Source organism: Candidatus Methylomirabilota bacterium (assembly GCA_035315345.1).
Lineage (GTDB): Bacteria > Methylomirabilota > Methylomirabilia > Rokubacteriales > CSP1-6 > CAMLFJ01.
This window is the reverse complement of sequence record DATFYA010000114.1, coordinates 1-21,692: the sequence shown is the minus strand read 5'-3', so window position 1 is coordinate 21,692 and position 21,692 is coordinate 1. Positions and strand designations below refer to the sequence as shown.

Annotated in this window: 19 protein-coding genes; 17 read left to right on the top strand and 2 right to left on the bottom strand. The window is 71.4% G+C overall.

Annotated features, from left to right (window positions below; translation table 11 throughout):
• Positions 1-130: 130 nt before the first annotated feature.
• Positions 131-1,564 carry an ATP-binding protein gene (locus VKN16_16010; protein HME95712.1) on the top strand — a complete coding sequence of 478 codons (1,434 nt, stop codon included), beginning with the start codon at positions 131-133 and terminating at the stop codon, positions 1,562-1,564.
• Positions 1,561-2,973 (top strand): sigma-54 dependent transcriptional regulator, encoded by a 1,413-nt coding sequence (locus VKN16_16005; protein ID HME95711.1) that lies wholly within the window; start codon positions 1,561-1,563, stop codon positions 2,971-2,973. The genes VKN16_16010 and VKN16_16005 overlap by 4 nt, the downstream gene beginning before the upstream one ends.
• A gap of 57 nt (positions 2,974-3,030) precedes the next feature.
• Here the strand turns inward: VKN16_16005 and VKN16_16000 are convergent, their stop codons facing one another.
• The gene (locus VKN16_16000) at positions 3,031-3,552 is read right to left on the bottom strand and encodes a diguanylate cyclase (protein ID HME95710.1); all 522 of its coding nucleotides are present in this window, start codon (positions 3,550-3,552) and stop codon (positions 3,031-3,033) included.
• Between the two features lie 652 nt (positions 3,553-4,204).
• Here VKN16_16000 and VKN16_15995 point away from each other — a divergent pair.
• From VKN16_15995 to VKN16_15980, 4 genes are all read left to right on the top strand, one after another.
• Positions 4,205-4,453 (top strand): hypothetical protein, encoded by a 249-nt coding sequence (locus tag VKN16_15995; GenBank protein ID HME95709.1) that lies wholly within the window; start codon positions 4,205-4,207, stop codon positions 4,451-4,453.
• 100 nt (positions 4,454-4,553) lie between these two features.
• Complete coding sequence (leuS, locus tag VKN16_15990; GenBank protein ID HME95708.1) at positions 4,554-7,157, top strand: leucine--tRNA ligase; 2,604 nt, start codon at positions 4,554-4,556, stop codon at positions 7,155-7,157.
• A 75-nt stretch (positions 7,158-7,232) separates the two neighbouring features.
• Positions 7,233-8,228, top strand: coding sequence for a DNA polymerase III subunit delta (holA, locus tag VKN16_15985; protein HME95707.1), 996 nt, complete (start codon positions 7,233-7,235; stop codon positions 8,226-8,228).
• A complete protein-coding gene (locus tag VKN16_15980; protein ID HME95706.1) occupies positions 8,225-9,568 on the top strand; it encodes a neutral/alkaline non-lysosomal ceramidase N-terminal domain-containing protein in 1,344 nt (447 codons plus the stop codon). The genes holA and VKN16_15980 overlap by 4 nt, the downstream gene beginning before the upstream one ends.
• Here VKN16_15980 and rpsT read toward each other — a convergent pair.
• Positions 9,552-9,812, bottom strand: coding sequence for a 30S ribosomal protein S20 (gene rpsT / locus VKN16_15975; protein HME95705.1), 261 nt, complete (start codon positions 9,810-9,812; stop codon positions 9,552-9,554). The two genes, VKN16_15980 and rpsT, sit on opposite strands and share 17 nt — an antisense overlap.
• Positions 9,813-9,890: 78 nt before the next feature.
• Between rpsT and murJ the strand changes: the two genes are divergently transcribed.
• From murJ to rpoN, 11 genes are all read left to right on the top strand, one after another.
• Positions 9,891-11,498, top strand: coding sequence for a murein biosynthesis integral membrane protein MurJ (gene murJ / locus VKN16_15970; GenBank protein ID HME95704.1), 1,608 nt, complete (start codon positions 9,891-9,893; stop codon positions 11,496-11,498).
• Positions 11,499-11,711: 213 nt separating this feature from the next.
• Positions 11,712-12,623: a site-specific tyrosine recombinase XerD gene (gene xerD, locus VKN16_15965; GenBank protein ID HME95703.1), complete on the top strand. Its 912-nt coding sequence runs from the start codon at positions 11,712-11,714 to the stop codon at positions 12,621-12,623.
• Position 12,624: 1 nt separating this feature from the next.
• Positions 12,625-14,313 carry a hypothetical protein gene (locus VKN16_15960; GenBank protein ID HME95702.1) on the top strand — a complete coding sequence of 563 codons (1,689 nt, stop codon included), beginning with the start codon at positions 12,625-12,627 and terminating at the stop codon, positions 14,311-14,313.
• Between the two features lies 1 nt (position 14,314).
• Positions 14,315-15,925 carry a CTP synthase gene (locus VKN16_15955; GenBank protein ID HME95701.1) on the top strand — a complete coding sequence of 537 codons (1,611 nt, stop codon included), beginning with the start codon at positions 14,315-14,317 and terminating at the stop codon, positions 15,923-15,925.
• Entirely contained in the window at positions 15,922-16,770 is an 849-nt protein-coding gene (gene kdsA / locus VKN16_15950; protein ID HME95700.1) for a 3-deoxy-8-phosphooctulonate synthase, read from the top strand. The genes VKN16_15955 and kdsA overlap by 4 nt, the downstream gene beginning before the upstream one ends.
• Entirely contained in the window at positions 16,767-17,741 is a 975-nt protein-coding gene (locus VKN16_15945) for a KpsF/GutQ family sugar-phosphate isomerase (protein ID HME95699.1), read from the top strand. Before kdsA ends, VKN16_15945 begins: the two co-directional genes overlap by 4 nt.
• Positions 17,738-18,241: an HAD-IIIA family hydrolase gene (locus tag VKN16_15940; GenBank protein ID HME95698.1), complete on the top strand. Its 504-nt coding sequence runs from the start codon at positions 17,738-17,740 to the stop codon at positions 18,239-18,241. The genes VKN16_15945 and VKN16_15940 overlap by 4 nt, the downstream gene beginning before the upstream one ends.
• Positions 18,242-18,311: 70 nt before the next feature.
• The gene (gene lptC, locus VKN16_15935) at positions 18,312-18,911 is read left to right on the top strand and encodes an LPS export ABC transporter periplasmic protein LptC (GenBank protein HME95697.1); all 600 of its coding nucleotides are present in this window, start codon (positions 18,312-18,314) and stop codon (positions 18,909-18,911) included.
• A complete protein-coding gene (gene lptA, locus VKN16_15930) occupies positions 18,908-19,504 on the top strand; it encodes a lipopolysaccharide transport periplasmic protein LptA (protein ID HME95696.1) in 597 nt (198 codons plus the stop codon). Before lptC ends, lptA begins: the two co-directional genes overlap by 4 nt.
• Positions 19,505-19,672: 168 nt before the next feature.
• On the top strand, positions 19,673-20,395 hold the full coding sequence (lptB, locus tag VKN16_15925; protein HME95695.1) for an LPS export ABC transporter ATP-binding protein: 723 nt from the start codon (positions 19,673-19,675) through the stop codon (positions 20,393-20,395).
• 19 nt (positions 20,396-20,414) lie between these two features.
• The coding region (rpoN, locus tag VKN16_15920) for an RNA polymerase factor sigma-54 (GenBank protein ID HME95694.1) at positions 20,415-21,692 on the top strand (1,278 nt) is incomplete at its 3' end.

Sequence of the window (21,692 nt, the reverse complement as noted above, 5' to 3'; positions counted from 1 at the left end):
TGCCAGATATCGGGTGCGCCAAGTCCAGAGCCCCCTGGTAGCGTAGTCGATACCCGGTCATCTGCCCACAGGGATAACACCGATCCGGGCACTTGCCCATCCATCCGGCATCATCGATCATGGGGCTCCCATGGCGCCCCGCGGATCGCTGCTCCGGACGTTCGCCCTCCTGAGCTTCCTGCTGGTGGCGCTGATCACGATCGCGCAGATCGGCGTGCAGTGGCGGCTCCTGCGGGAGGACCTGCTGGAGTGGGAGCGCACGAGCACCGCCGAGGCCATCCGCGTGCAGGTCGCGTCGGTGCTCGACCCCGACGACTTCGTGCACTGGAACACGCCGGCGGCCCGGGGCCGCTTCGCCGAGCTCCTCCGGCTCGCCCTGTCGAATCCGGAGATCCTGCGCATCAAGCTGTACGATCCCGAGATGCGCGTCGTCTGGTCCGACGAGCCCCGTCTGCTCGGCGAGACCTTCCCGGGCAACCGACATCTCGTCCAGGCCCTCCGCGGCGAGACGGTAGCCCTGCTGGAGGAGATGGACAAGGCCGAGCACGAGTACGAGCGCGACTTCGTCTCGGTGGTGGAGCTGTACATCCCGATCGTGCTCCATCGCGGTCGCACGCCGGGCACCGCCGCGGTCGACGGGGTGGTCGAGATCTACAAGGACCCGTCGCGGCGCTTCGCCAACTACACGCGCGACCGCATCGTCATCATGACGGTGTCACTGCTCGGAGCGCTCACCCTGTACGCCGGGCTCTTCTGGACCGTGCGGCGGGCGGCCCGGCGCATGGAGGCGCAGCAGCTCGACCTGGCCCGCCAGGCCGACACCCTTCGCGCGACCAGCGAGGAGCTGGCCGCCGCCCAGCAGCAGCTGCGCGTATCCGAGCGGCTCGCCGCGATCGGGGAGGTGAGCGCGGCGGTGGCCCACGGCATCCGCAACCCGCTCGCGAGCATCCGGGCCTCGGCCCAGGTCGCCGCCGACGCGCTCGAGGACCGATCCCGGGTGGAGACGTACCTGCGCGCGATCACCGACGAGGTGGATCGCCTGGGCCGCTGGCTGACGAGCCTGCTGGACAGCGTGCGGCCGTTCCAGCTCGATCTGGGTCCCGTCGACCTCAACGGCGTGCTGCGCGACCTGCTGGGCGTGCTGCAGCGCCGGCTCACGGTGGCGCGGGTCACCGTCGACGCGCGCCTCGCTCCGGATCTGCCGAAGCTTCACGCCGACGAGGTCCAGCTGCAGCAGGCCTTCCTCGGCGTGCTGGAGAATGCGATCGAGGCACTGCCCAAGGGCGGCACGATCCACCTCACCACCGAGCCGGCGGTGGGGAGCGAGCCGGCGGCGGCCCGCATCACGGTACGCGACACCGGGGAGGGGATTTCGCTCGAGCGTCTGCCCCACGTGTTCGAGGTGCTCTACACCACCAAGAGCCGGGGCACCGGTCTGGGGCTCGCCATCACCCGGAAGGTCGTGGAGCGCCACGGCGGACGCGTCGACATCGACAGCGCGCCGGGCGAAGGCACCACCGTGACGATCCGGCTGCCGCTGCACGCCGCGGAGACGCCGGCGTGATCCCCGCGGTGCTGATCGTCGAGGACGAGCGCGTGCTCGCCGAGGCCATGAGCGACTACCTGGCGCGGCACGGCTTCGAGACCGCGATGGCCGGCTCCGGCGAGGCGGCGCTCGACGCCATCCACCGGTCCGAGCCCGACCTGGTGGTGCTGGACTACCAGCTCCCGGGCATGGACGGCCTCGAGGTGCTGCGCGAGATCCGGCAGCGGGCCCCGCAGGCCGCGGTGGTGATGCTCACGGCCCACGGCTCCGTCAAGACCGCGGTCGAGGCGATGCGGGCAGGCGCCTTCGACTACCTCACCAAGCCGGCGGACCTCGAGGAGCTGGCGCTCGTGCTCGGGCGGGCCCGCAGCCACGCCCGCCTCGAGCGCGAGCTGCACCTGCTGCAGGGCGCGGGCGGACGCGGGGCGCCCGGCGAGCGCATCGTCGGCACCTCCGAGGCGACCCGCGGCCTCCGCGCGCAGGTGGAGCGCCTGGCCGGGCTCGACCAGGGCCCGGGCGGCGCGCCGCCGGTGCTCATCTCGGGGGAGACCGGGACCGGCAAGGGACTGGTCGCCCGGGCCATTCACGATCTCTCGGCGCGCGCGGAGCGGCCGTTCGTCGAGGTGAACTGCGGGGCCATTCCGGCCCAGCTGCTGGAATCGGAGATGTTCGGCTACGAGCGCGGCGCCTTCACGGACGCGCGCGCGGCCAAGCCCGGGCTCTTCGAGGTCGCCGACGGCGGCACGTTGTTCCTCGACGAGATCGGGGCGATGCCGCTGGAGCTGCAGGTCAAGCTGCTCAAGGCCATCGAGGACCGCTCGGTTCGCCGGCTCGGCGGGCTGCGGCAGAAGACCGTCGACGTCCGCATCGTCGCCGCGACCAACGCCGACCTCGATCGTTCCGCCCAGGAGGGCGCGTTCCGCGCCGACCTGCTCTACCGCCTGAAGGTGCTGACGCTCGTCCTGACGCCGCTCCGCTCACGGCCCGACGACGTGGTGCCACTGGCCCGTCACTTCCTGGCCGAGGCGGGCCGGCGCTATCGGCGGCCCCGGCGGCTGACTCCCGACGCGGAGACGGCCCTGCGCGCCTACGAGTGGCCCGGCAACGTGCGCGAGGTGGCCAACGTGATCGAGCGCGCGGTGCTCCTGCACGAAGGCGAGGAGATCGGGGCCGGCGTGCTCGGCCTCCCCGCGCTCACGCGGGGTGGCGCCCCGGTCGAGGTCGGCGGCGGGGGCGGAGTGAAGGTCGACTTCTCGCGAGGCGGGTTGAGCCTCTCCGAGCTGGAGCGGACGCTCATCGTGGAGGCGCTGAAGGCCACGGGCGGGAATCGCCGACGGGCCGCCCAACTGCTCGGCATCTCCGTCGAGACGCTGCGGTATCGGATGGAGAAGCACGCGCTCACGTCCGTCGAGCACGACTCCCGCTGACGCCGCCTCCGCGGGCGCCGCACCCGGCTGGCCCGTCCACGGGCGTGGATCGCGGCCTTAGTCCAGGCTCCGAGGGCCGTAGGTCACCTGGTTGCCACCCTGATCGAGGGCCTGCTGCAGATACGCCATGGCCTGGGAGAGGAGGGTGGCATCGTCGTGACCGTCGTACGGGAAGGACACCTTGCCCACGCTGATCGTGAGCCGCGTCGGCCGTCCCTCCGGATTCTCGCGGAACGCGACCTGCTCGATGTTGGAGCGGATCCGCTCGGCCACCCGCAGGGCCTCGTCGCCCGCGGTGTGCAGCAGGATGACCGCGATGGCCGACGACAGCTGTCCCACGATGTCGGTCGCGCGGACGAACTCCGGGATCTTCTGCGACATCGCCCGCTCCAGCTTCTCGGACACGCCCCCGCGTTCGCCGGGACTATCCGGTCGGAGCAGGCAGACCGAGAAGAAATCCTGGTAGCGAATCGCGCGCAATGCCTCGCGGCTCAAGAGGTGGCGGAACGCCTCTTCCTGAAAGATTCCCGCCTCACCATCCGTGAGTTCGCCCACGAGCTCCCCCCTTGCGGTGTCCACGCGGTTTCCTCCTCTTGCACGGCCTGGCGAAGCTCTGGCCCCGCGCGCCGGCAAGTTCTGCGCCGACCCGATCCGGCACACCGTGGGAGCGGTCGCCGTGCCGGGAACTGCCCGAGAGCGGAGGAGAAATCGATCCGGCGCGACCGCTCGAGCCCGCGCGACGGTGACCCGTCGGCACCGGGTGGCTCACGAGCGGCCGTCGAGCGGCCGCCGGGCTCGCGCCTTCGCCGAATTCCTGATCGGAGCCATCACGCGCAGCTTTCATCTGTCACGTAATCAGCACACACCGCCGGTGAATCGCGGGGGCCGCCGGGACGACCCGTGACGTGACCGGCCCTCGCACCGTGCTGCACCGCGCCGACGTCCTCGCGACCCGGCCGTGATTCGCAATTCAAGGTTTCGGGCTCGCCGGTGCAGAGCGCCGCAGTCGGGTTCTCCGCGATCCCGACGATCATCGAAAGACAGCATATGCCCTTGTCGTCAAATCCCCATCGTGAAATGACCACGCAACCGCGCGTGGCTGGGCACTTCTTTGCGGGTCGCCGGGCCGACGTTTGGGCTATGATCACCTCCACTCGACCCCGGGAGAGGGAACTTTCCCGAGGCAACACGGGTTATGCGGGCAGGATCACACCGAAGGGAGGTGACGCGGATGAAGATGCTCATGATGGCGCTCGCGGTCATCGCGTTCGCCGCCGCACCGGCACTGGCCAATCAGTGCCCGCTCCTGATCAAGCAGATCCAGGACGCGACGGCCGGCAAGACGGATGACGCCTCCAAGAAGGCCGCGGCCATGGCCACCGAGGCCAAGGCGCTGCACGATGCGGGCAAGCACGCCGAGTCGGTGGCCAAGGCGGACGAGGCCGCCAAGGTGATCAACCTCTCGCTGAAGAAGAAGTAAGCCGCTCGCATTTCCCGGGGGCTCCTGCGCGATCGCCGCGCCGGAGCCCCCGAGCCGTTTCTTGCGCCCTCCACCTAAGCGTGTAAAAATCAGCGACAATATGGCCCTCGACGATCGCCAGGACCGCTATCCCTTTCCCGAGATCGAGGCCAGGTGGCAGAAGGTCTGGGCCGACCGCAAGCAGTTCAAGGTCACCGAAGAGCCGGGCCGGCCGAAGTACTACTGTCTCGAGATGTTCCCGTATCCCTCCGGGCGCATCCACATGGGCCACGTGCGGGTCTACGCCATCGGCGACCTGCTGGCCCGCTACAAGTGGATGCGCGGCTTCAACGTGCTGCACCCCATGGGCTGGGACGCGTTCGGACTGCCCGCCGAGAACGCGGCCATCGACAACGGGGTGCATCCGGCGGTGTGGACCTACGAGAACATCGACAACATGCGCACCCAGCTGCGGCGCATGGGCATCTCCTACGACTGGGACCGCGAGGTGGCCACGTGCGACCCGGCCTACTACAAGTGGGAGCAGCTCATCTTCATCCGGATGCTCGAGCGCGGGCTTGCCTATCGCCGCCGCTCGCGGGTCAACTGGTGCCCGTCCTGCCAGACCGTGCTGGCCAACGAGCAGGTCGAGGCGGGGCGGTGCTGGCGCTGCGACTCCGAGGTGACGATCCGCGAGATCGACGGCTGGTTCTTCAAGATCACCGACTACGCCCAGGAGCTGCTCGACTGGTGCGACCGCCTGCCCGGATGGCCCGAGCGCGTGCTGACGATGCAGCGCAACTGGATCGGCCGGAGCGAGGGCGCCGAGTTCGCGCTGCCGGTGGCGGGTCGGCCCGATCTCCGGATCCCGATCTTCACCACGCGTCCCGACACCTCGTTCGGCATGACCTACGCGGTGCTGGCGCCCGAGCACCCGCTGGTGGACGGCCTGGCCGCCGACGCGGCCGAGCGGAGCCGGATCGACGCCTTCCGCGCCGAGGTCGCGCGCGAGACGGAGATCGAGCGGCTCGCCACCGACCGGCCGAAGCGCGGCCTCCGCCTCACCGCGCGGGCCGTCAACCCGTTCACCGAGCGGGAGATCCCGCTCTTCCTCGCCGACTACGTGCTGATGGGCTACGGCACCGGGGCGATCATGGCGGTGCCCGGAGAGGACCAGCGCGACTGGGACTTCGCGAAGGCCCACGACCTGCCGATCGTCGCCACCGTGAAGCGGCCCGAGGGGTGGGCCGACGACCAGGCCTACACCGGCGACGGGGTGAAGATCAACTCGGGCTTCCTCGACGGCCTCGACATCGAGGCGGCGAAGCGCAAGGCGATCGACTGGCTGGTGGCCAAGGGCCTCGGTCAGGCCAAGGTCAACTTCCGCCTGCGCGACTGGGGGATCAGCCGGCAGCGCTACTGGGGCGCGCCGATCCCGGTGCTGTATTGCGAGAAGGACGGCATGGTGCCGGAGCGGGAGGAGAACCTTCCGGTGGTGCTGCCGCGCGACGTGCAGATCAGCGGCAAGGGGGGCTCGCCCCTCGCCGAGGTGGCGAGCTTCGTCAACGCCACGTGCCCGAAGTGCGGCGGCCGCGCGCGCCGCGACACCGACACCATGGACACCTTCGTGGAGTCGTCGTGGTACTTCCTGCGCTACTGCTCGCCGACCTACGACCGCGGCATGTTCGAGCCGGGGGCCGCCGCCTACTGGATGCCGGTGGACCAGTACATCGGCGGCATCGAGCACGCGGTGCTCCATCTCCTGTACGCGCGCTTCTACACCAAGGTCCTCCGCGACCTCGGCATGCTGAAGGTCGACGAGCCGTTCCAGGCCCTGCTCTCGCAGGGCATGGTCATCAAGGACGGGGCGAAGATGTCGAAGTCGAAGGGCAACGTGGTGGATCCGGACGATCTCATCCGCCGCCACGGCGCCGACACCGCGCGCCTGTTCTCGCTGTTTGCCGCCCCGCCCGAGAAGGACCTCGACTGGAATGACCGCGGGGTGGAGGGCGCCTCCCGCTTCCTCAACCGCGTCTGGCGTTTCGTCCACGCGCACCTCGCCGAGCTGAATGGGGCAGGGGCAGGGCGAGGTGCAGCCGAAGGCGAGCCGAGCGGATCAGCAGGGGCAGGGCGAGGTGCAGCCGAAGGCGAGCCGAGCGGATCAGCAGTGGCCGGGCGAGGTGCCGCCGAAGGCGAGCCGGGCGGATCGGCAGCCCGCGCGTTCCGGCGCACGATCCACGAGACGATCCGGAAGGTGACCCACGATATCGAGCACGACTTCCACTTCAACACGGCGATCAGCGCGGTGATGGAGCTGGTCAACGCGCTCCACGACTTCGAGCGGGCCTCGCTCGACACCATGCCCCGCCCCGCGCGCGCCGCCCTCTTGCGGGAGGCGGTGGAGACGACCCTGCTGCTCCTGGGCCCGGTCTCGCCGCACATCACCGAGGAGCTGTGGGCGGCCCTCGGCCATCGCGAGAGCCTCTTCAAGCAGGCGTGGCCGCGCCCGGACGAGACGGCGCTGGCTCGCGACGAGGTCGAGATCGTGGTGCAGGTGGACGGGCGCGTGCGCGGCCGCCTCACTGCCGGCGTGGACGCGCGGGAGGCGGAGATCCGCGAGCGGGCCCTCGCCGACGACAAGGTGCGGCCGTGGCTCGACGGCCGCCAGGTCGCGAAGGTGGTCGTGGTGCCGGGGCGTCTCGTCAACATCGTGACCCGTGGCTGATCCGAGCCGGGGCGAGATGGCGGACGGCTCCTAGTGTCCCGGCCGGCCTCGAATCCCGGCGCCCGGGCCTGAGCGGTGGACCTCGCCGGCTTCGTCAAGGCGGCGGACGCGGGCCAGGCGCCTCCGGTCACGCTGCTGCACGGCCCCGAGCCCTTCCTGCTCGACGACGCGATCGCGCGCTTGAGCCGCGCCATGTTCCCCGGGCAGACCGAGCTGTCGCTCGTGCGGGAGATCCTGGACGCGCGGGGCGTCGGCGCCGACGGCATCGTGCAGTCGGCGCTCATGCTGCCGTGGCTCGGCGCCCGCCGCCTGGTGGTCGCGCGCGGCGTCGACGCGCTCACCGCGAAGTCGGCGGAGCCGCTCGCCGCCTACGTGAAGGCCCCGAATCCCTCCACCGTGCTGATCCTCCAGGCCGACGCCCTGCTCGAGCCGTCGCACTGGCTGCTCCGCGCGATTCCCGCCGCTGCGGTGATCAGCGCGCCGAGCCCGACCGGCCGCGCGCTCGCCGGCTGGCTGCGCGCCTACGCGCAGTCGCGCGGCTACGGTCTCGACGAGGCCGCCGCCGCCATGCTGGTGGAGCTGTCGGGCGACGACCTGACCCAGCTCGTCGGCGAGGTGGAGAAGGCCGCGCTCGCCGGCGGCCCGGACAACCGGCGCGTCACCACGACCGAGGTGCGGGCGGTGGTGGGTGAGCACCGGCTGCGTCACGTGTTCGATCTGACCCGCGCCCTGATCGGGCGCGACACCGGGACGGCCCTCGTCCTGCTCGAATCGCTCCTGAACGGCGGCGAGGAGCCGCTGGCCGTGCTCGGCATGCTGACCCGCGAGGCACGCGCCATCTGGCAGGCCGCCGGCGCCCTGCGAGCCGGGCGGGCGCCCGAGGATATCGCGCGGGGCCTGCGCCGTCCGCCCGCGGCGGCCGCCGCCTTGCTCGACCGGGCGCGGAGCCTCTCGCCGGGAGCCGCGGCCCGACAGCTGGCCCGCTGCTGGGAAGTCGAGCGGCGACTGAAGATGGGCGGGGCCGCGCGGCCCGAGCTGTCGCTGCTCGTCGCCGATCTGTGCGCGGTGTGACGGCGCGCGCCCGGCGCGCACTCGCCGGCCTCGTCCTGCTGGCGACGGCGACCGCGGCGCCCGCGGCCGCGGCACCCGCCGGGCTCCTCGCGGGCGCGGCCAGCGTGACGGTGGACCTACCCGACGACACGCCGCTGGCCGGCTACGGCGGCTTCCCCCGCCGCGCGTGGCTCCCCGACGTCTTTGGACAGCATCCCGACACCTTCTGGTTCCGCCCGAGCCGCGGGGTCCACGATCCCATCAAGGCGAGGGCCCTCGTGCTCGAGGCGGCCGGGGGGCGCGTGCTCTGGATCACCGTCGACCTGATCGGCATGGACGCGAGCCTGGTATCCGATTTGCGCGCGCGGCTCGATCAGCTGGGCCTGCGCTACTCCGCGGTGGTGGCGGCGGCCTCGCACACCCACTCCGGGCCCGGCGCCTTCGCCCGCTCGGACCTCTTCGGCTTCATCGCGGTGGATCGCGAGTCACCGCGGGTCCGCGGGCGTCTCTTCTCGGCGATGGAGGAGGCGGCGCGTCAGGCCGAGCGCCGCAAGCGGCCCGCCACGGTGGGCACCGGACGGAGCGAGATCGCCGGGCTGACCGACAGCCGCGTGCACGAGCCGCTCGATCCGGAGCTGGGCGTGCTCAAGGTGATGGGCACCGACGCCCGTCCGATCGCGGTCGTCTGGAACTACGCCATCCACGGCACCGCGCTCGGCCGGGAGAACTTCAAGCTGTCGGGCGACGTGATGGGCGACGCGGCCGCGCGCATCGAGGAGCAGCTCGGAGCGCCCGCCCTGTTCGTCAACGGCGCCGAGGGCGACGTGAGCCCGCGCCAGCGGGGCTGGGACGGCGTGGCCGCCATCGGCAAGGCGCTCTCCGCGGGCGTGCTCGCCGCGTGGCCGCGCATCGCGCCGGATCCGGTGCAGCGGCTCACCGCCGCGGTCGAGACTGCCGCGCTCCCCGCACCCGGGCTCGAGCTGCGCAACTGCCTGGGCGGCTGGATCCCGCGCGGCACGCGGCTCGGCCTGCGCGCGGCGCTCCCCGCCTCCGCCGACGTGGTGGCGGTCGGGGTCGGCCGCTCGGCGTGGGTGGCGATCCCCGGCGAGCTCGACACGCAGCTCGGCCAGGAGATCAAGGCCGCGGGGCGCGGGCGCTTCGCCCACACCTTCGTGGCGGGGCTGGCCAACGGCTACCTGGGCTACTTCGTGAGCGCCGAGCATTTCCGCACGCCGAGCTACATCTCGTGCGGCAGCCTCTACGGCGAGCGGGGCGGGGAGATCCTACGGGGCGCCGCGGTCACCGCTCTGCACGAGCTGGCCGAGCGGCGACTCGCCCGGCTGGTCAAGCCCGGGCGTTGAGCGTGCGAACGAGCGCGGACTTGCGTCGCGCGGCGGTGTTGCGGTGGAGGATGCCCTTCGTCACCGCGCGGTCGAGCGCACGAATGGCATCGCTCACCGCGGCGGCGGAGTCGGTGCCCTTGCTCGCGAGCGCCTCGCGCGCGCCCTTCACGCTCGAACGCACCGCGCTGCGCACCGCCCGGTTCCGGAGGCGGCGTTTCTCGTTCTGTCGGATCCGCTTCCGCGCGGACGGGGTATTGGCCACAGGACGTCTCCTTCGGTGGATTTCGGACACACGAGCCTACCGTCGGGGGGCGGGAGTGTCAAGGATGTTGTCGGCTCGGTGAGCGAGTCGGCCGACGCCCAGGAGCACGTCCAGCGCGGAGTCGTGAGCGCGGTCGGCTCGATCGGAGCCGCCACCCTGGCGAGCCGCGTGCTCGGCTACGTGCGCGACATGGTGGTGGCACACACCTTCGGCGCGGGCCCCGTCACCGACGCGTTCCTGGTCGCCTTCCGGATCCCGAATCTCCTGCGGCGGCTGCTCGCGGAGGGCGCGCTCTCCACCGCGGTCATCCCGGTGTTCACCGAGACCCTGACCCAGGGGGGCCCGGGCGCCTTCGCGCGGCTCGCCCGCGCGGCGGCCGGCGCGGCCATCGTCGTGCTCTGCGTGGTGTCGGCGCTCGGGGCGCTGCTCGCTCCGCAGGTGGTCGCGGTGATGGCGCCGGGCTGGCGGGCCGATTCCGCGCTGTTCGATCTCGCGGTGAGCCTGACCCGGGTGATGTTCCCGTATCTGGTGCTGGTCGGTCTCGCCGCGCTCGCCATGGGTGCCCTCAACGCGCACCATCGCTTCTTCACCGCCGCCCTCGGGCCGGCGGTCCTCAACGTGGCCATGATCGTGGCGGTGCTCGGCCTGGCCGGCTACACCACGCCCCCGATCATGGCTCTCGCGGTGGGCGTCCTGGTGGGCGGCCTCGGTCAGCTCCTCGTGCAGCTCCCCGAGCTGCGCCGTCTCGGGATCCCCCTGGTGCCGTCACGAGAGTGGCGCCATCCCGGGGTGAGGCGGATCGCGCACCGCCTGTGGCCGGCGGTATTCGCGCTGGCCGCAGTGCAGATCACGGTGGTGGTGAACACCCTGCTCGCCTCGCTCCTGCCCGCGGGCACCGTCTCGTACCTCTACTATGCGGACCGGGTCATGGAGTTCCCGCTCGGGATCTTCGGCATCGCCCTGGCCACCGCGGCCCTGCCCAGCATGTCGCGGCAGGCGGCGCGCCGCGAGCTCACCGCGCTCCGCGCCACGCTGGAGTGGGCGCTGCGGATGTCCGCGTTCGTGGCGGTGCCCGCCACGGTCGGGCTGCTGATCCTGGGCGGCCCCATCGTGCGGCTCCTCTTCCAGCGCGGCGAGTTCAGCGCCGCCGACGGCGTGCTGACCGCGCAGGCGCTGGCCGGCTACGCGGTGGGCCTGCCCGCGTTCTCGGCCACGCGCATCGCGGCCCAGACGTTCTACGCCCTCGGCGACACCCGGACGCCGGTGCTGGTGGGCTTCGTGTCGGTCGCGGTCAACGTGGTGCTCGCGCTCCTCCTCATGTGGCCGTTGCAGCACGTGGGCCTGGCCCTGGCCTCGTCCCTGTCGTCGTACGTCAACCTGCTCGGCCTCTGCTGGCTCCTGCGACGCCGCCTCGACGGGCCGCGGGTCGCCGAGGTGGGACCGTCGCTCGCGCGCACGGTCGCCGCATCCGGGGTGCTCGCGCTCTGGTGTCTCGCCATCAGCGGTCTCGTGCCCGGGGTCCCGCTGCCGATCGGGCGCGGACTGCCGTGGCTGGTGGTGGCGCTCGCGGGGGGAGTGGTCGTCTACGTGCTCGTGGCGGGCGCGCTGCGCTCGGTCGAGCTCTCGACGCTGCTCGGGATGTTGCGGCGCGGCCGCTCCACCTTGCCTCCGCCCGGGAGCCGATGATACACTCCCTCATGCTCCTGGAGTTTGCAGGGGACGCCTCGGTGCCGGCCCAGGCAGGACGAATCGGCCGATACCGGGGCCGTCGTTTTTTCCGACACCGGCACGGCTGGCCGCTTCGAGCCCCTCGAGCTCTCACCCTTCGCCTGCCGCTCCGGATGTAAGCCGGTGCCGGCTCGACCGGGAGCGCCCGCGGACCGGACGACGGCGGGAGGCGTGTCGGAGCCGCTGATCGACGAGTATCTCGGGAGTCTTCAGGTGGAGCGCGGGGCCGCGCTGAACACACTCCTGGCCTACCGGCGCGATCTCGCGGGCTTCGAGCGGTTCCTGGCTCACGAGCGGCGTCGCCTCGACGCGGTGGCGGTGAGCGATCTCTCGCGGTATCTGGCCACGCTGCGCCGCCGCGGGCTCGGCAGCCGCAGCGTGGCGAGGCATCTCTCGGCGGTGCGCGGCCTCTATCGGTTCCTGCTGGACGGCCGGCACATCACCCGTGATCCCACCGAGCATCTGGACAGTCCGCGGCCGGCCCGTCGGCTGCCGCGCACGCTCTCGATCGAGGACACCACCGCGCTCGTCGAGGCGCCCGACACCCGCCGGCCCGACGGGCTCCGGGACCGCGCGATGCTGGAGCTGCTCTACGCGTGCGGGCTGCGCGCCTCGGAAGCGCTCGGGCTCCGCGTGGAGGACGTGAACTTCGCGGCCGGCTACGTGACCGTGACCGGGAAGGGGAACCGGCAGCGTCTCGTGCCGGCGGGGGCGCAGGCGCTCGACTGGGTGCGGCGCTATTGCACGACGGTGCGGCCGCGACAGGTCCGCCGCGAGTGCTCCGCGCTGTTCCTGAACCGCTCCGGGGGGTCGATGTCGCGGCAGGCGCTCTGGAACCTGATCCGCCGCGCGGCCCGCCGCGCCGCCATCCGCACCGTGGTGTCGCCGCACACGCTGCGCCACTCGTTCGCCAGCCACCTGCTCGAGCGGGGCGCCGACCTGCGATCGGTGCAGGCCATGCTCGGACACGCGGATATCTCCACCACGCAGATCTACACGCATCTGCCCTCGAGCGTGGTCCACGACATGTACCGGAAGTTCCACCCGCGAGCGCGCGCCCGGCGTGCCGCGAGGGCCGGCTGACGTGGCGCGGGCCGGTCACGTGTACCCGCAGGTGGAGCCCGGCGTCGAGGCGATGATGAACCGGCCCGTGGTCGGCGCCGCGCCCGGCGTGCCCGTCACGCGAGCCCTCCGCCGGGCCCGCGCGGCCGGCGCGGCCATCGTCGTGCTCGGCCGGCGGCGCGCGGTGCGGGCCGCGGAGCTGGCCACCGCCGCGGACTGGGGATTCGGCGCGCGTCCCGCTCGCGACATGGCGTGGCGTGATCTGCCGACCGTCGGTCGGCGCGCCACCGAGGTGGCCGTGCGCCGTTGCCTGCTCGCGGGGGCCTCTCTCGTGCTGGTGCAGGGCGCTCGCGGCATCGTCGGCGCCGTCGATGCCCATCGGTGCCCGGTCCTGCCCGTCGAATCGTCGGTGCTTCCGCAGCTCGAGCGGGGAGGCGACCGTCAGGCCGAGGCGCGGCTCTGGCTCCTGCGCGTCGCCGGCAAGGTGGGCGAGGGGCTCGGCTCGCCCGCGTACGCGGTGGGCGGGTTCGTGCGCGATCTCCTGCTCGGCGCCGCGCCGCCCGACGTCGACCTGGTCGTCGAGGGCGACGGCCTGCCGTTCGCGCGGCGGCTCGCCGAGGAGATCGGCGGCACCCTGCTCGTGCACGGCAGCTTCGGCACCGCGTCCATCGAAGGTGGCCACGCCGCCGCCGGCGCGGGACCCGACGGCGTGGCCCTCGGGCGTGTGGACATCGCCTCGGCGCGACGCGAGCGCTATGCAGCCGCGGGCGCCCTGCCGGACGTCGAGCCCGCGGGGCTCGTCGAGGATCTGCGGCGCCGCGACTTCTCGGTGAACGCGCTCGCGGTGGCGCTGGCACCGGATCGGTTCGGCCGGTTGATCGATCCGCTCGGCGGTCTGCCGGACGTTCGCGCGCGGCGCCTTCGCGCCTTGCGGCCGCTCGCGTTCGTCGAGGATCCCACCCGCATCGTGCGGGCGGCGCGCTACGCGGCTCGCCTCGGCCTCGGCGTGGACCCCGCCACGCGGGCCGGGATCCGGACCGGGATCGCCTGGGGTCCGTACCCGGCACTCTCCGGCCAGCGCCTGTGGCGCGAGCTCGAGCTGGTCGCCGCGGAGCCGCGAGCCCGTCCTGCATTCGAGCTTCTCGTCAGGTGGAGGGTTCCAAGACTCTGGAATGCCGAGGTTCTCTCGGCTGGGCACCTGCGCGCGGCCGAGCGATTCGCCCGGTGGGCCAGGGACGCCGGCGTGGCCGTCGATGCCGCCGAGCTGTTCCTCATCGCGCTGCTCATCGGCCGCCCGCCGGCCGCGGTGGAGCGCGCGCTCGATCGGCTGGCGTTGAGCGGAGAGCCGCGGGCGCGCATCGAGGCCGGGGCGCTGGCCGGTCCGCTCGCCCGCCGGCTCGATGGCGCGCGGCTGCGGCCGAGCGAGGTGGACGAGGCGCTCGCCGCCACGCCCGAGACCGCGGCGCTCGCCGCGTGGCTCTGCGGCGGGCCGCGGGCTCGGCGTCGCGTCGAGTGGTATCTGGCGTCCGGCCGGGCGGTCCGCCCGCGGCTCCGTGGCGCGGATCTGCTGGCCCTGGGCGTGCCGCGCGGGCCACGGGTGGGGGAGGCGCTCGGCATGCTGCGGCGGCGCCGGCTGGACGGAGACCTCGGCTCGCTGGCCGAGGAGCGCGATCTCGTGAAAGAATGGCTCACATCGGGAAAGGAGGCGTGAGGTGACGACCAGATACATCTTCGTGACGGGTGGCGTCGTGTCCTCGCTGGGCAAGGGACTGGCCGCGGCGTCGATCGGCTCCCTGCTCGAGGCGCGCGGCTTCCGAGTCACGCTGCAGAAGATGGATCCCTACATCAACGTGGACGCGGGGACGATGAGTCCCTACCAGCACGGCGAGGTCTACGTGACCGACGACGGCGGCGAGACCGACCTCGACCTCGGTCACTACGAGCGCTTCACCTCCGCGCGGATGACCCGGGACAACAACGTCACCACCGGGAAGGTCTACGGGACCGTGATCGAGAAGGAGCGCCGGGGCGACTACCTGGGACGCACCGTGCAGGTCATCCCGCACATCACCGACCAGATCAAGGCGTCGATCCGCAAGGTGGGCGCCGGGATGGACGTGGTGATCATCGAGATCGGCGGCACCGTCGGCGACATCGAGGGTCTGCCCTTCCTCGAAGCGGTCCGCCAGTTCAAGAAGGACGTGGGCAAGGACAACGTCATCTACGTCCACCTCACGCTGGTGCCGTTCATCCAGGCCGCCCAGGAGCTGAAGACCAAGGCGACCCAGCACTCGGTGAAGGAGCTGCGGGCCATCGGTATCCAACCCGACGTCCTGCTGTGCCGGACCGCCAAGGATCATCCGCTCACGCCGTCCACCAAGTCCAAGATCGCGCTCTTCTGCGACGTCGAGGAGGAGGCGGTGATCGCGGCCCGCGACGTCGACACCATCTACGAGGTGCCGCTGGCCTTCCACGACCAGGGTCTGGACGAGTCCATCGTCAAGCTGCTGGGGCTGCCCGCGCGGCCGATCGATCTCTCCCGCTGGGAGGAGATCGTGCGTCGGGTGAAGGCACCGCGCCGGCGCTGCCGCGTCGGGGTGGTGGGCAAGTACATCGAGGTGAAGGACTCCTACAAGAGTCTCTACGAGGCGCTGGCCCACGGGGGCATCGCCCACGAGGCCGCGGTGGACGTGGTGTGGGTCGACGCCGAGCGCATCGAGCGCGAGGGGCTGGCCGGCCACGTGGCCGGGCTCGACGGCATCCTGGTGCCGGGCGGCTTCGGGGACCGGGGCATCGAGGGGAAGATCCAGGCGATCCGCTACGCGCGCGAGCAGCGGCTGCCCTATTTCGGGATCTGCCTGGGCATGCAGTGCGCGGTGATCGAGTACGCGCGGCATGTGTGCGGGCTCGACGGCGCCAACTCCACCGAGTTCAGTCCGACCCCGGCCCACAACGTGATCGACCTGCTGCCCGAGCAGCGCCACGTCCGGGACAAGGGCGGCACCATGCGGCTCGGGCTCTACCCGGTGCTGCTGAGCGAGGGCACCACCGCCTCGAAGGCCTACGGCCAGGGGCTGATCGAGGAGCGTCACCGGCACCGTTACGAGGTCAACAACGACTACCTGGCCCGGCTGGAGAAGAACGGGCTCCGCATCTCCGGGATCTGGGCCGAGAAGCAGCTGGTGGAGATCATCGAGCTGCCCGATCATCCGTGGTTCGTCGCCGGCCAGTTCCATCCCGAGTTCCGCTCGCGGCCGTGGGAGCCGCACCCGCTCTTCGCGGCCTTCATCAAGGCCGCGCTCGATCACCAGGGCGGCGCGTGACCGGGACGCGGGCGGTCCGGATCGGCGCCGTCACCATCGGAGGCGGGGCGCCCCTGGCCGTGATCGGCGGGCCCTGCGCCATCGAGAACGAGAAGCACGCGCTCACGGTGGCGGAGCGCCTGCAGCGCATCACCGCCGACGCCGGCGTGCCGTTCATCTACAAGTCGTCCTACGACAAGGCCAACCGCTCCTCGATCCACGCCTACCGCGGCCCCGGTCTCACCGAGGGGCTGCGAATCTTGAAAAAGGTCAAGGAGGAGACCGGGCTCGCGGTCCTGTCCGACGTGCACGCGGTCTCCGAGGTGGGGCCGGCCGCGCAGGTGCTCGACGTGCTCCAGATTCCCGCGTTCCTCTGCCGCCAGACCGATCTCATCGTGGCGTGCGCGCGGAGCGGCCGGCCGGTGAACGTCAAGAAGGGCCAGTTCGTGGCCCCGCGCGACATGGTGAACGTGGTGGAGAAGATCCGCGCGTCGGGCACCGAGGACCTCCTGCTGACCGAGCGCGGCACCAGCTTTGGTTACAACAATTTGGTCGTCGATTTCCGCGGCCTGCCGATCATGCGCGCCTTCGGCTATCCGGTGATCTTCGACGCGACTCATTCCGTCCAGCTGCCCGGCGGGCAGGGAGACCGGTCGGGAGGCGAGCGGCAGTACGTCCAGGCGCTGGCGCGCGCCGCGGTGGCGGTCGGGGTCGACGCCCTGTTCATGGAGATGCACGAGGACCCGGATCGCACGATGGAGGATGGCCGGCCGCTGTCCGACGGCCCCAACATGCTCAAGCTGGACGATCTGCCGCGGCTGCTCGACGCGGTGCGGGCCATCGCGGCGGGCCCCCGGCCCCGATGATGGACCGCGCTCGGATCCTCGCGCTCGCGGAGCGCGTGCTGCGCCTCGAGGCGGAGAGCGTGCTCGCGCTGTGCCCACGGCTCGACGATCGCTTCGTCGCGGCGGTGGGCGTGCTGCACGGCTGCCGCGGGCGGGTCATCGTCACCGGCATGGGCAAGTCCGGCCTCATCGCGCGCAAGATCGCAGCGACCCTCGCGAGCACGGGGACTCCCGCCTATTTCCTGCATCCCGCCGAGGGCGTGCACGGCGATCTGGGCATGGTGGCGCGCGAGGACGTGGTGCTCGCGCTCTCCAACTCCGGCGAGACCGACGAGGTCCTCGCGGTCCTGCCCGCGCTGAAGCGGCTCGGCATCCCGCTCATCCTCCTCACCGGCTCGCTCGCCTCCGCGCTGGCACGGCAGGCCGACATCGTCCTGGACGTCGCGGTGGCCGAGGAGGCGTGCCCCATCAATCTGGCGCCGACCTCGAGCACGACCGCCGCGCTCGCCATGGGCGACGCCCTGGCCATGGCCCTGCTCGACGTGCGCGGGCTCGGCCCCGACGCCTACGCGGCGCTCCACCCGCGCGGCAGCCTGGGCTGGAAGTCGCTGTTCAAGGTCGCGGACCTGATGCACACCGGCGAGTCCATGCCGATGGTGTCCGAGCAGGCCACCATGAAGGAGGCGATCGAGGAGATGAGCGGCAAGGGGCTCGGCATGACCACGGTGGTGGATGGTGACGGACGGCTCGTCGGAGTGGTCACCGACGGCGACCTGCGGCGACAGCAGCTGGCCCACGGCGCCACGCTGCTCGAGCGACGCGCCGCGGAGTGCATGACCCGCGGGCCCAAGGTCATCGGCGCCGACGAGCTGGCCGCGAAGGCCCTCGCCGTGATGGAAGGGCGCATCACCAGCCTCGTCATCGTCGACGCGGCGGGCCGGCCCGCCGGCGTCATCCACGTGCACGACATCCTGCGCGCGAAGATCGTGTGAGGGCCGCTCCGCGCGCCTCCCGCATTCGCCTGCTCGTCCTGGACGTGGACGGCGTGCTCACCGACGGGGGGCTCGTCTACCGCGCGTCCGGCGAGGAGACGAAGCGCTTCCACGTCCACGACGGCTTCGCGCTGGTCGCGGCGCTCCAGGCGGGGCTGCAGATCGCGGTGCTCTCGGGGCGCGCCTCGGCCGCGGTCACTCGCCGCCTGGCCGAGCTGGGCGTGGCCGAGGTGCACCAGGGCGTGACCGACAAGGTCGCGGCCCTGGATTCGCTCCGGGAGCGGCTCGGACTCGCGCCGCGCGAGGTCGCGGTGATGGGAGACGATCTGCCGGATCTGCCCGCGATGGCTCGCGCGGGCATGGCGCTGGCGCCGGCGAACGCGGTCACGGAGATCAAGCGGATCGCCCACTGGATCGCCCGGCGTCGAGGCGGTGACGGGGCGGTGCGGGAGGCCGTGGAGATGCTGTTAAAGGCGCGCCGTTCCTGGCCGCCGCGCTGATTCTTCGCAGGTCGGTCTTCTTCATTTGCCTCGGTCGTAGATACTGTGCTAGCGTGGCACGGAGATTGCTATGCGGAAGGCACCCCTCATCATCCTGATGCTCGTCGTGGTATTCGTCGCCGCAGTGGCGGGCGTGCTCGTCCGCCGCGCGCGGATCCCGCGCTCGATTCCGACGGAGCCCGTGGCCACGAACGCCGACTACCGGCTCAAGCAGATTCATCTGCAGGAGCAGAGCCGCGACGGCTCGCGCTGGCAGCTGGACGCCGAGTACTCGGAGACGTTCGAGGAGCAGAGCAAGACGACGATGAAGAAGGTGGTCGTCAAGGTCGATCAGGCCGGGAAGGGTGACAAGGCGCCACGCTCGTGGACGGTGACCGGCGACGAGGGAGATCTCAATCAGGAGACGAAGGACATCGTGCTGCGCGGCAACGTCGTGCTCGTCTCGAGCGACGGCCTGCGTCTCGAGACCGACCAGCTCAACTGGGACGCGGACGAGCAGCGCGCGTGGACGAAGGACGCGGTCGTGATCTATCGAACGGGCGCGGTCGTGCGGGGCACCGGGTTCGAATCGCGGGTGTCCGAGGAAGTGACGAACATCAAGGGGCGGGTGCGGGCGACCTTCAAGCGCGGCTCGACGCCCGGAGCCGCGGCGGCGCCGGGAAGCTCATGAGACGGCTCCTCGCCGCGATGCTCGGGCTGTGGGTGGCGGTCAGCCTGGTCGCGCCCGCGCGGGCGCAGACCGGCACCGGAAAGGCTCGTCCCACGCGTCCGGCCGCGGCGGCGCCGGGGCCCCGCGCGGGCGGCGCCCAGGACGATCGCGACGCGCCGGTCACGGTCGACGCCGACCAGCTCGAGAACATCCAGAAGGAAGGGCTCGTGGTGTTCTCCGGCAACGTGGTCGCGTCGCAGAACAATTCGACCCAGTGGGCGGACCGCATGGAGGTGTACCTGGACGACAAGGGTGACAAGATCGTCCGCACCATCTCCACCGGCAACGTCCGGATCGTCACCAAGGATTGCCGCAACGGCACCGCCCGGCGCGCCGAGTACTACGACGCCGAGCAGCGCGTGGTGCTGATCGGCAACGCCCGGGTGTGGCGCGACGACAACGTCGTGACCGGCGAGCGCATCACGATCTATCTCGCCGAGGATCGCAGCCTGGTCGAGGGCGGTCAGCAGGAGCGCGTCAAGGCCGTGTTCTACCCCCGCAACCAGGACGAAGCCGCCGCCCGCCCCAAGCCCACCCCAGGGCAGTGCTCATGACGACACGGTTGTCCACCTGTGTCGATGGTCGCCCGCGGCTGGGGGAGCGCGGGGGCCAGATCGGCCGCGGCGGGATGCATGGCCGCGACACCCAACGGTTGTCCACCTGTGTCGATGGTCGCCCGCGGCTGGGGGAGCGCGGGGGCCATTTCCAGGCCCCCGCGTAAGATGGAAGGCCTGATCGCCCAGGGGCTTCGCAAGACGTTTCGCAGCCGCGTGGTGGTGAACCGCGTGAGCCTGGACATCCATCCGGGCGAAGTGGTGGGGCTCCTCGGGCCCAACGGCGCGGGCAAGACCACGTCGTTCTACATGATCGTCGGCCTGCTGCGGCCCGACGGCGGCCGCATCTTCTTGGAAGGGCAGGACGTGACCGAGCTGCCCATGTACAAGCGCTGCCGCCTCGGCATGGGCTACCTGCCCCAGGAGTCGTCGGTGTTCCGCAAGCTGACCGTCGAGGAGAATCTCCTCGCGATCCTCGAGACGCTCGATCTGTCGCACGGCGAGCGGATGACCCGGCTCGCCGAGCTGCTCGCCGAGCTCGACCTCACCCCGCTGGCCCGCCACAAGGCCTTCACGCTCTCGGGCGGCGAGCGGCGGCGGCTCGAGATCACGCGGGCGCTCGTGACGAACCCGCGTTATCTCCTGCTGGACGAGCCGTTCACCGGCATCGATCCCATCGCCATCGGCGACATCCAGGAGATCGTGGCCCGGCTGAAGGAGCGGGGCATCGGAGTGCTGATCACCGACCACAACGTGCGGGAAACCCTGGCCATCACCGATCGCGCCTACATCCTCTACGACGGCCGCATCCTGGCCTCTGGCACCGCCACCGAGCTGGCCAACAACTCCAAGGCCCGCGAGATCTACCTCGGCGAGAAGTTCTCGCTCTGATCGGAGTCCTGAGCACGCCATGAAACTCCAACAGCGGTTGAGTCAGCGGGTCGTCATGACCCCGCTCCTGCAGCAGGCGATCCAGCTCCTGCAGCTGTCCACGCTGGAGCTGGAGCAGGTGGTGCGCAAGGAGCTGGAGGAGAATCCGCTCCTCGAAGAAGTCCCGGTCGAGACCACCGACGCGCCCGAGGCCGCAGCCACCCCGGGCACCGCCGACGCCCCCGCCCCCGTCGAGGCCCCGCCCGCCGGGGAGGCGGCCGAGACCCCCTCCAAGGAGACGTCCTCGGTGGACGGGGAGAAGGCCGACGATCTGCCGTTCGATCTGTCGTCCGCCATCTTCGACGACCACGGCGACGAGCGTACCCCGGTGTCGATGGAGGAGCGCGACGAGCTGCCCTTCGAGAATCTGGGGCGCAGCGACACCTCGCTCGCCGAGCACCTGGGCGAGCAGCTCCGACTCAGCACCGACGACAAGGAGCTCCTGCGCATCGGCGAGGCGATCATCGGCAACCTCGACGAGGACGGCTACCTGCGGGCCGACCTGGAGGAGATCGCCAAGGGCATGGGCGCGGGCCTCGAGGCGGTGGAGGCCGCACTCAAGCGCATCCAGGCCTTCGATCCGCCCGGAGTCGCCGCGCGCAGCGTGCAGGAATGCCTGCTCCTGCAGCTCACCGCCGACGCGGAGCCGGACCCGGTGTCGGTGGAGATCGTGGAGAAGCACTTCGAGGACCTCGAGCGGCGCCGCTACTCCGAGATCGCCCGGACCATGAAGCTGCCGATCGAGCGGATCATGGAATCGATCGAGGAGATCCAGGCGCTCGAGCCCAAGCCGGGCCGGCGCTTCTCCATCAACGACTCGCGCTACGTGGTCCCCGACGTGACGATCCAGAAGGTGGGCGAGGATTACGTGGTGATCCTCAACGAGGAGGGCATCCCCCGCCTGCGGGTCAATTCGCTCTACCGCTCGCTGCTGCGCCGCTCCGGCGACGAGGCCAAGCAATATGTCGAGCAGAAGCTCCGCTCCGCGGTGTGGCTGATCAAGAGCGTGGAGCAACGTCAGCGCACTCTACGAAAAGTCGCCCAGAGCCTGGTGAACTTCCAGCGCGACTTTCTCGACAAGGGCCTGCCGTTCCTGCGCCCGCTCGCCCTGCGGGACGTGGGCGACGACATCAGCATGCACGAGTCCACCATCAGCCGGGTCACCACCAACAAGTACGTGCAGACGCCGCAGGGGCTCTTCGAGCTGAAGTTCTTCTTCCACAGCGGCATCGCGTCGGAGAATGGCTCGATGGTCTCG

Bases quoted from the DNA above. Each gene is read 5' to 3' on its own strand.
- VKN16_15945 (HME95699.1), top strand. From the start codon at position 16,767: ATGATGGACCGCGCTCGGATCCTCGCGCTCGCGGAGCGCGTGCTGCGC.
- VKN16_15995 (HME95709.1), top strand. From the start codon at position 4,205: ATGAAGATGCTCATGATGGCGCTCGCGGTCATCGCGTTCGCCGCCGCA.
- VKN16_16010 (HME95712.1), top strand. From the start codon at position 131: ATGGCGCCCCGCGGATCGCTGCTCCGGACGTTCGCCCTCCTGAGCTTC.
- leuS (HME95708.1), top strand. From the start codon at position 4,554: ATGGCCCTCGACGATCGCCAGGACCGCTATCCCTTTCCCGAGATCGAG.
- lptC (HME95697.1), top strand. From the start codon at position 18,312: ATGCGGAAGGCACCCCTCATCATCCTGATGCTCGTCGTGGTATTCGTC.
- lptA (HME95696.1), top strand. From the start codon at position 18,908: ATGAGACGGCTCCTCGCCGCGATGCTCGGGCTGTGGGTGGCGGTCAGC.
- lptB (HME95695.1), top strand. From the start codon at position 19,673: ATGGAAGGCCTGATCGCCCAGGGGCTTCGCAAGACGTTTCGCAGCCGC.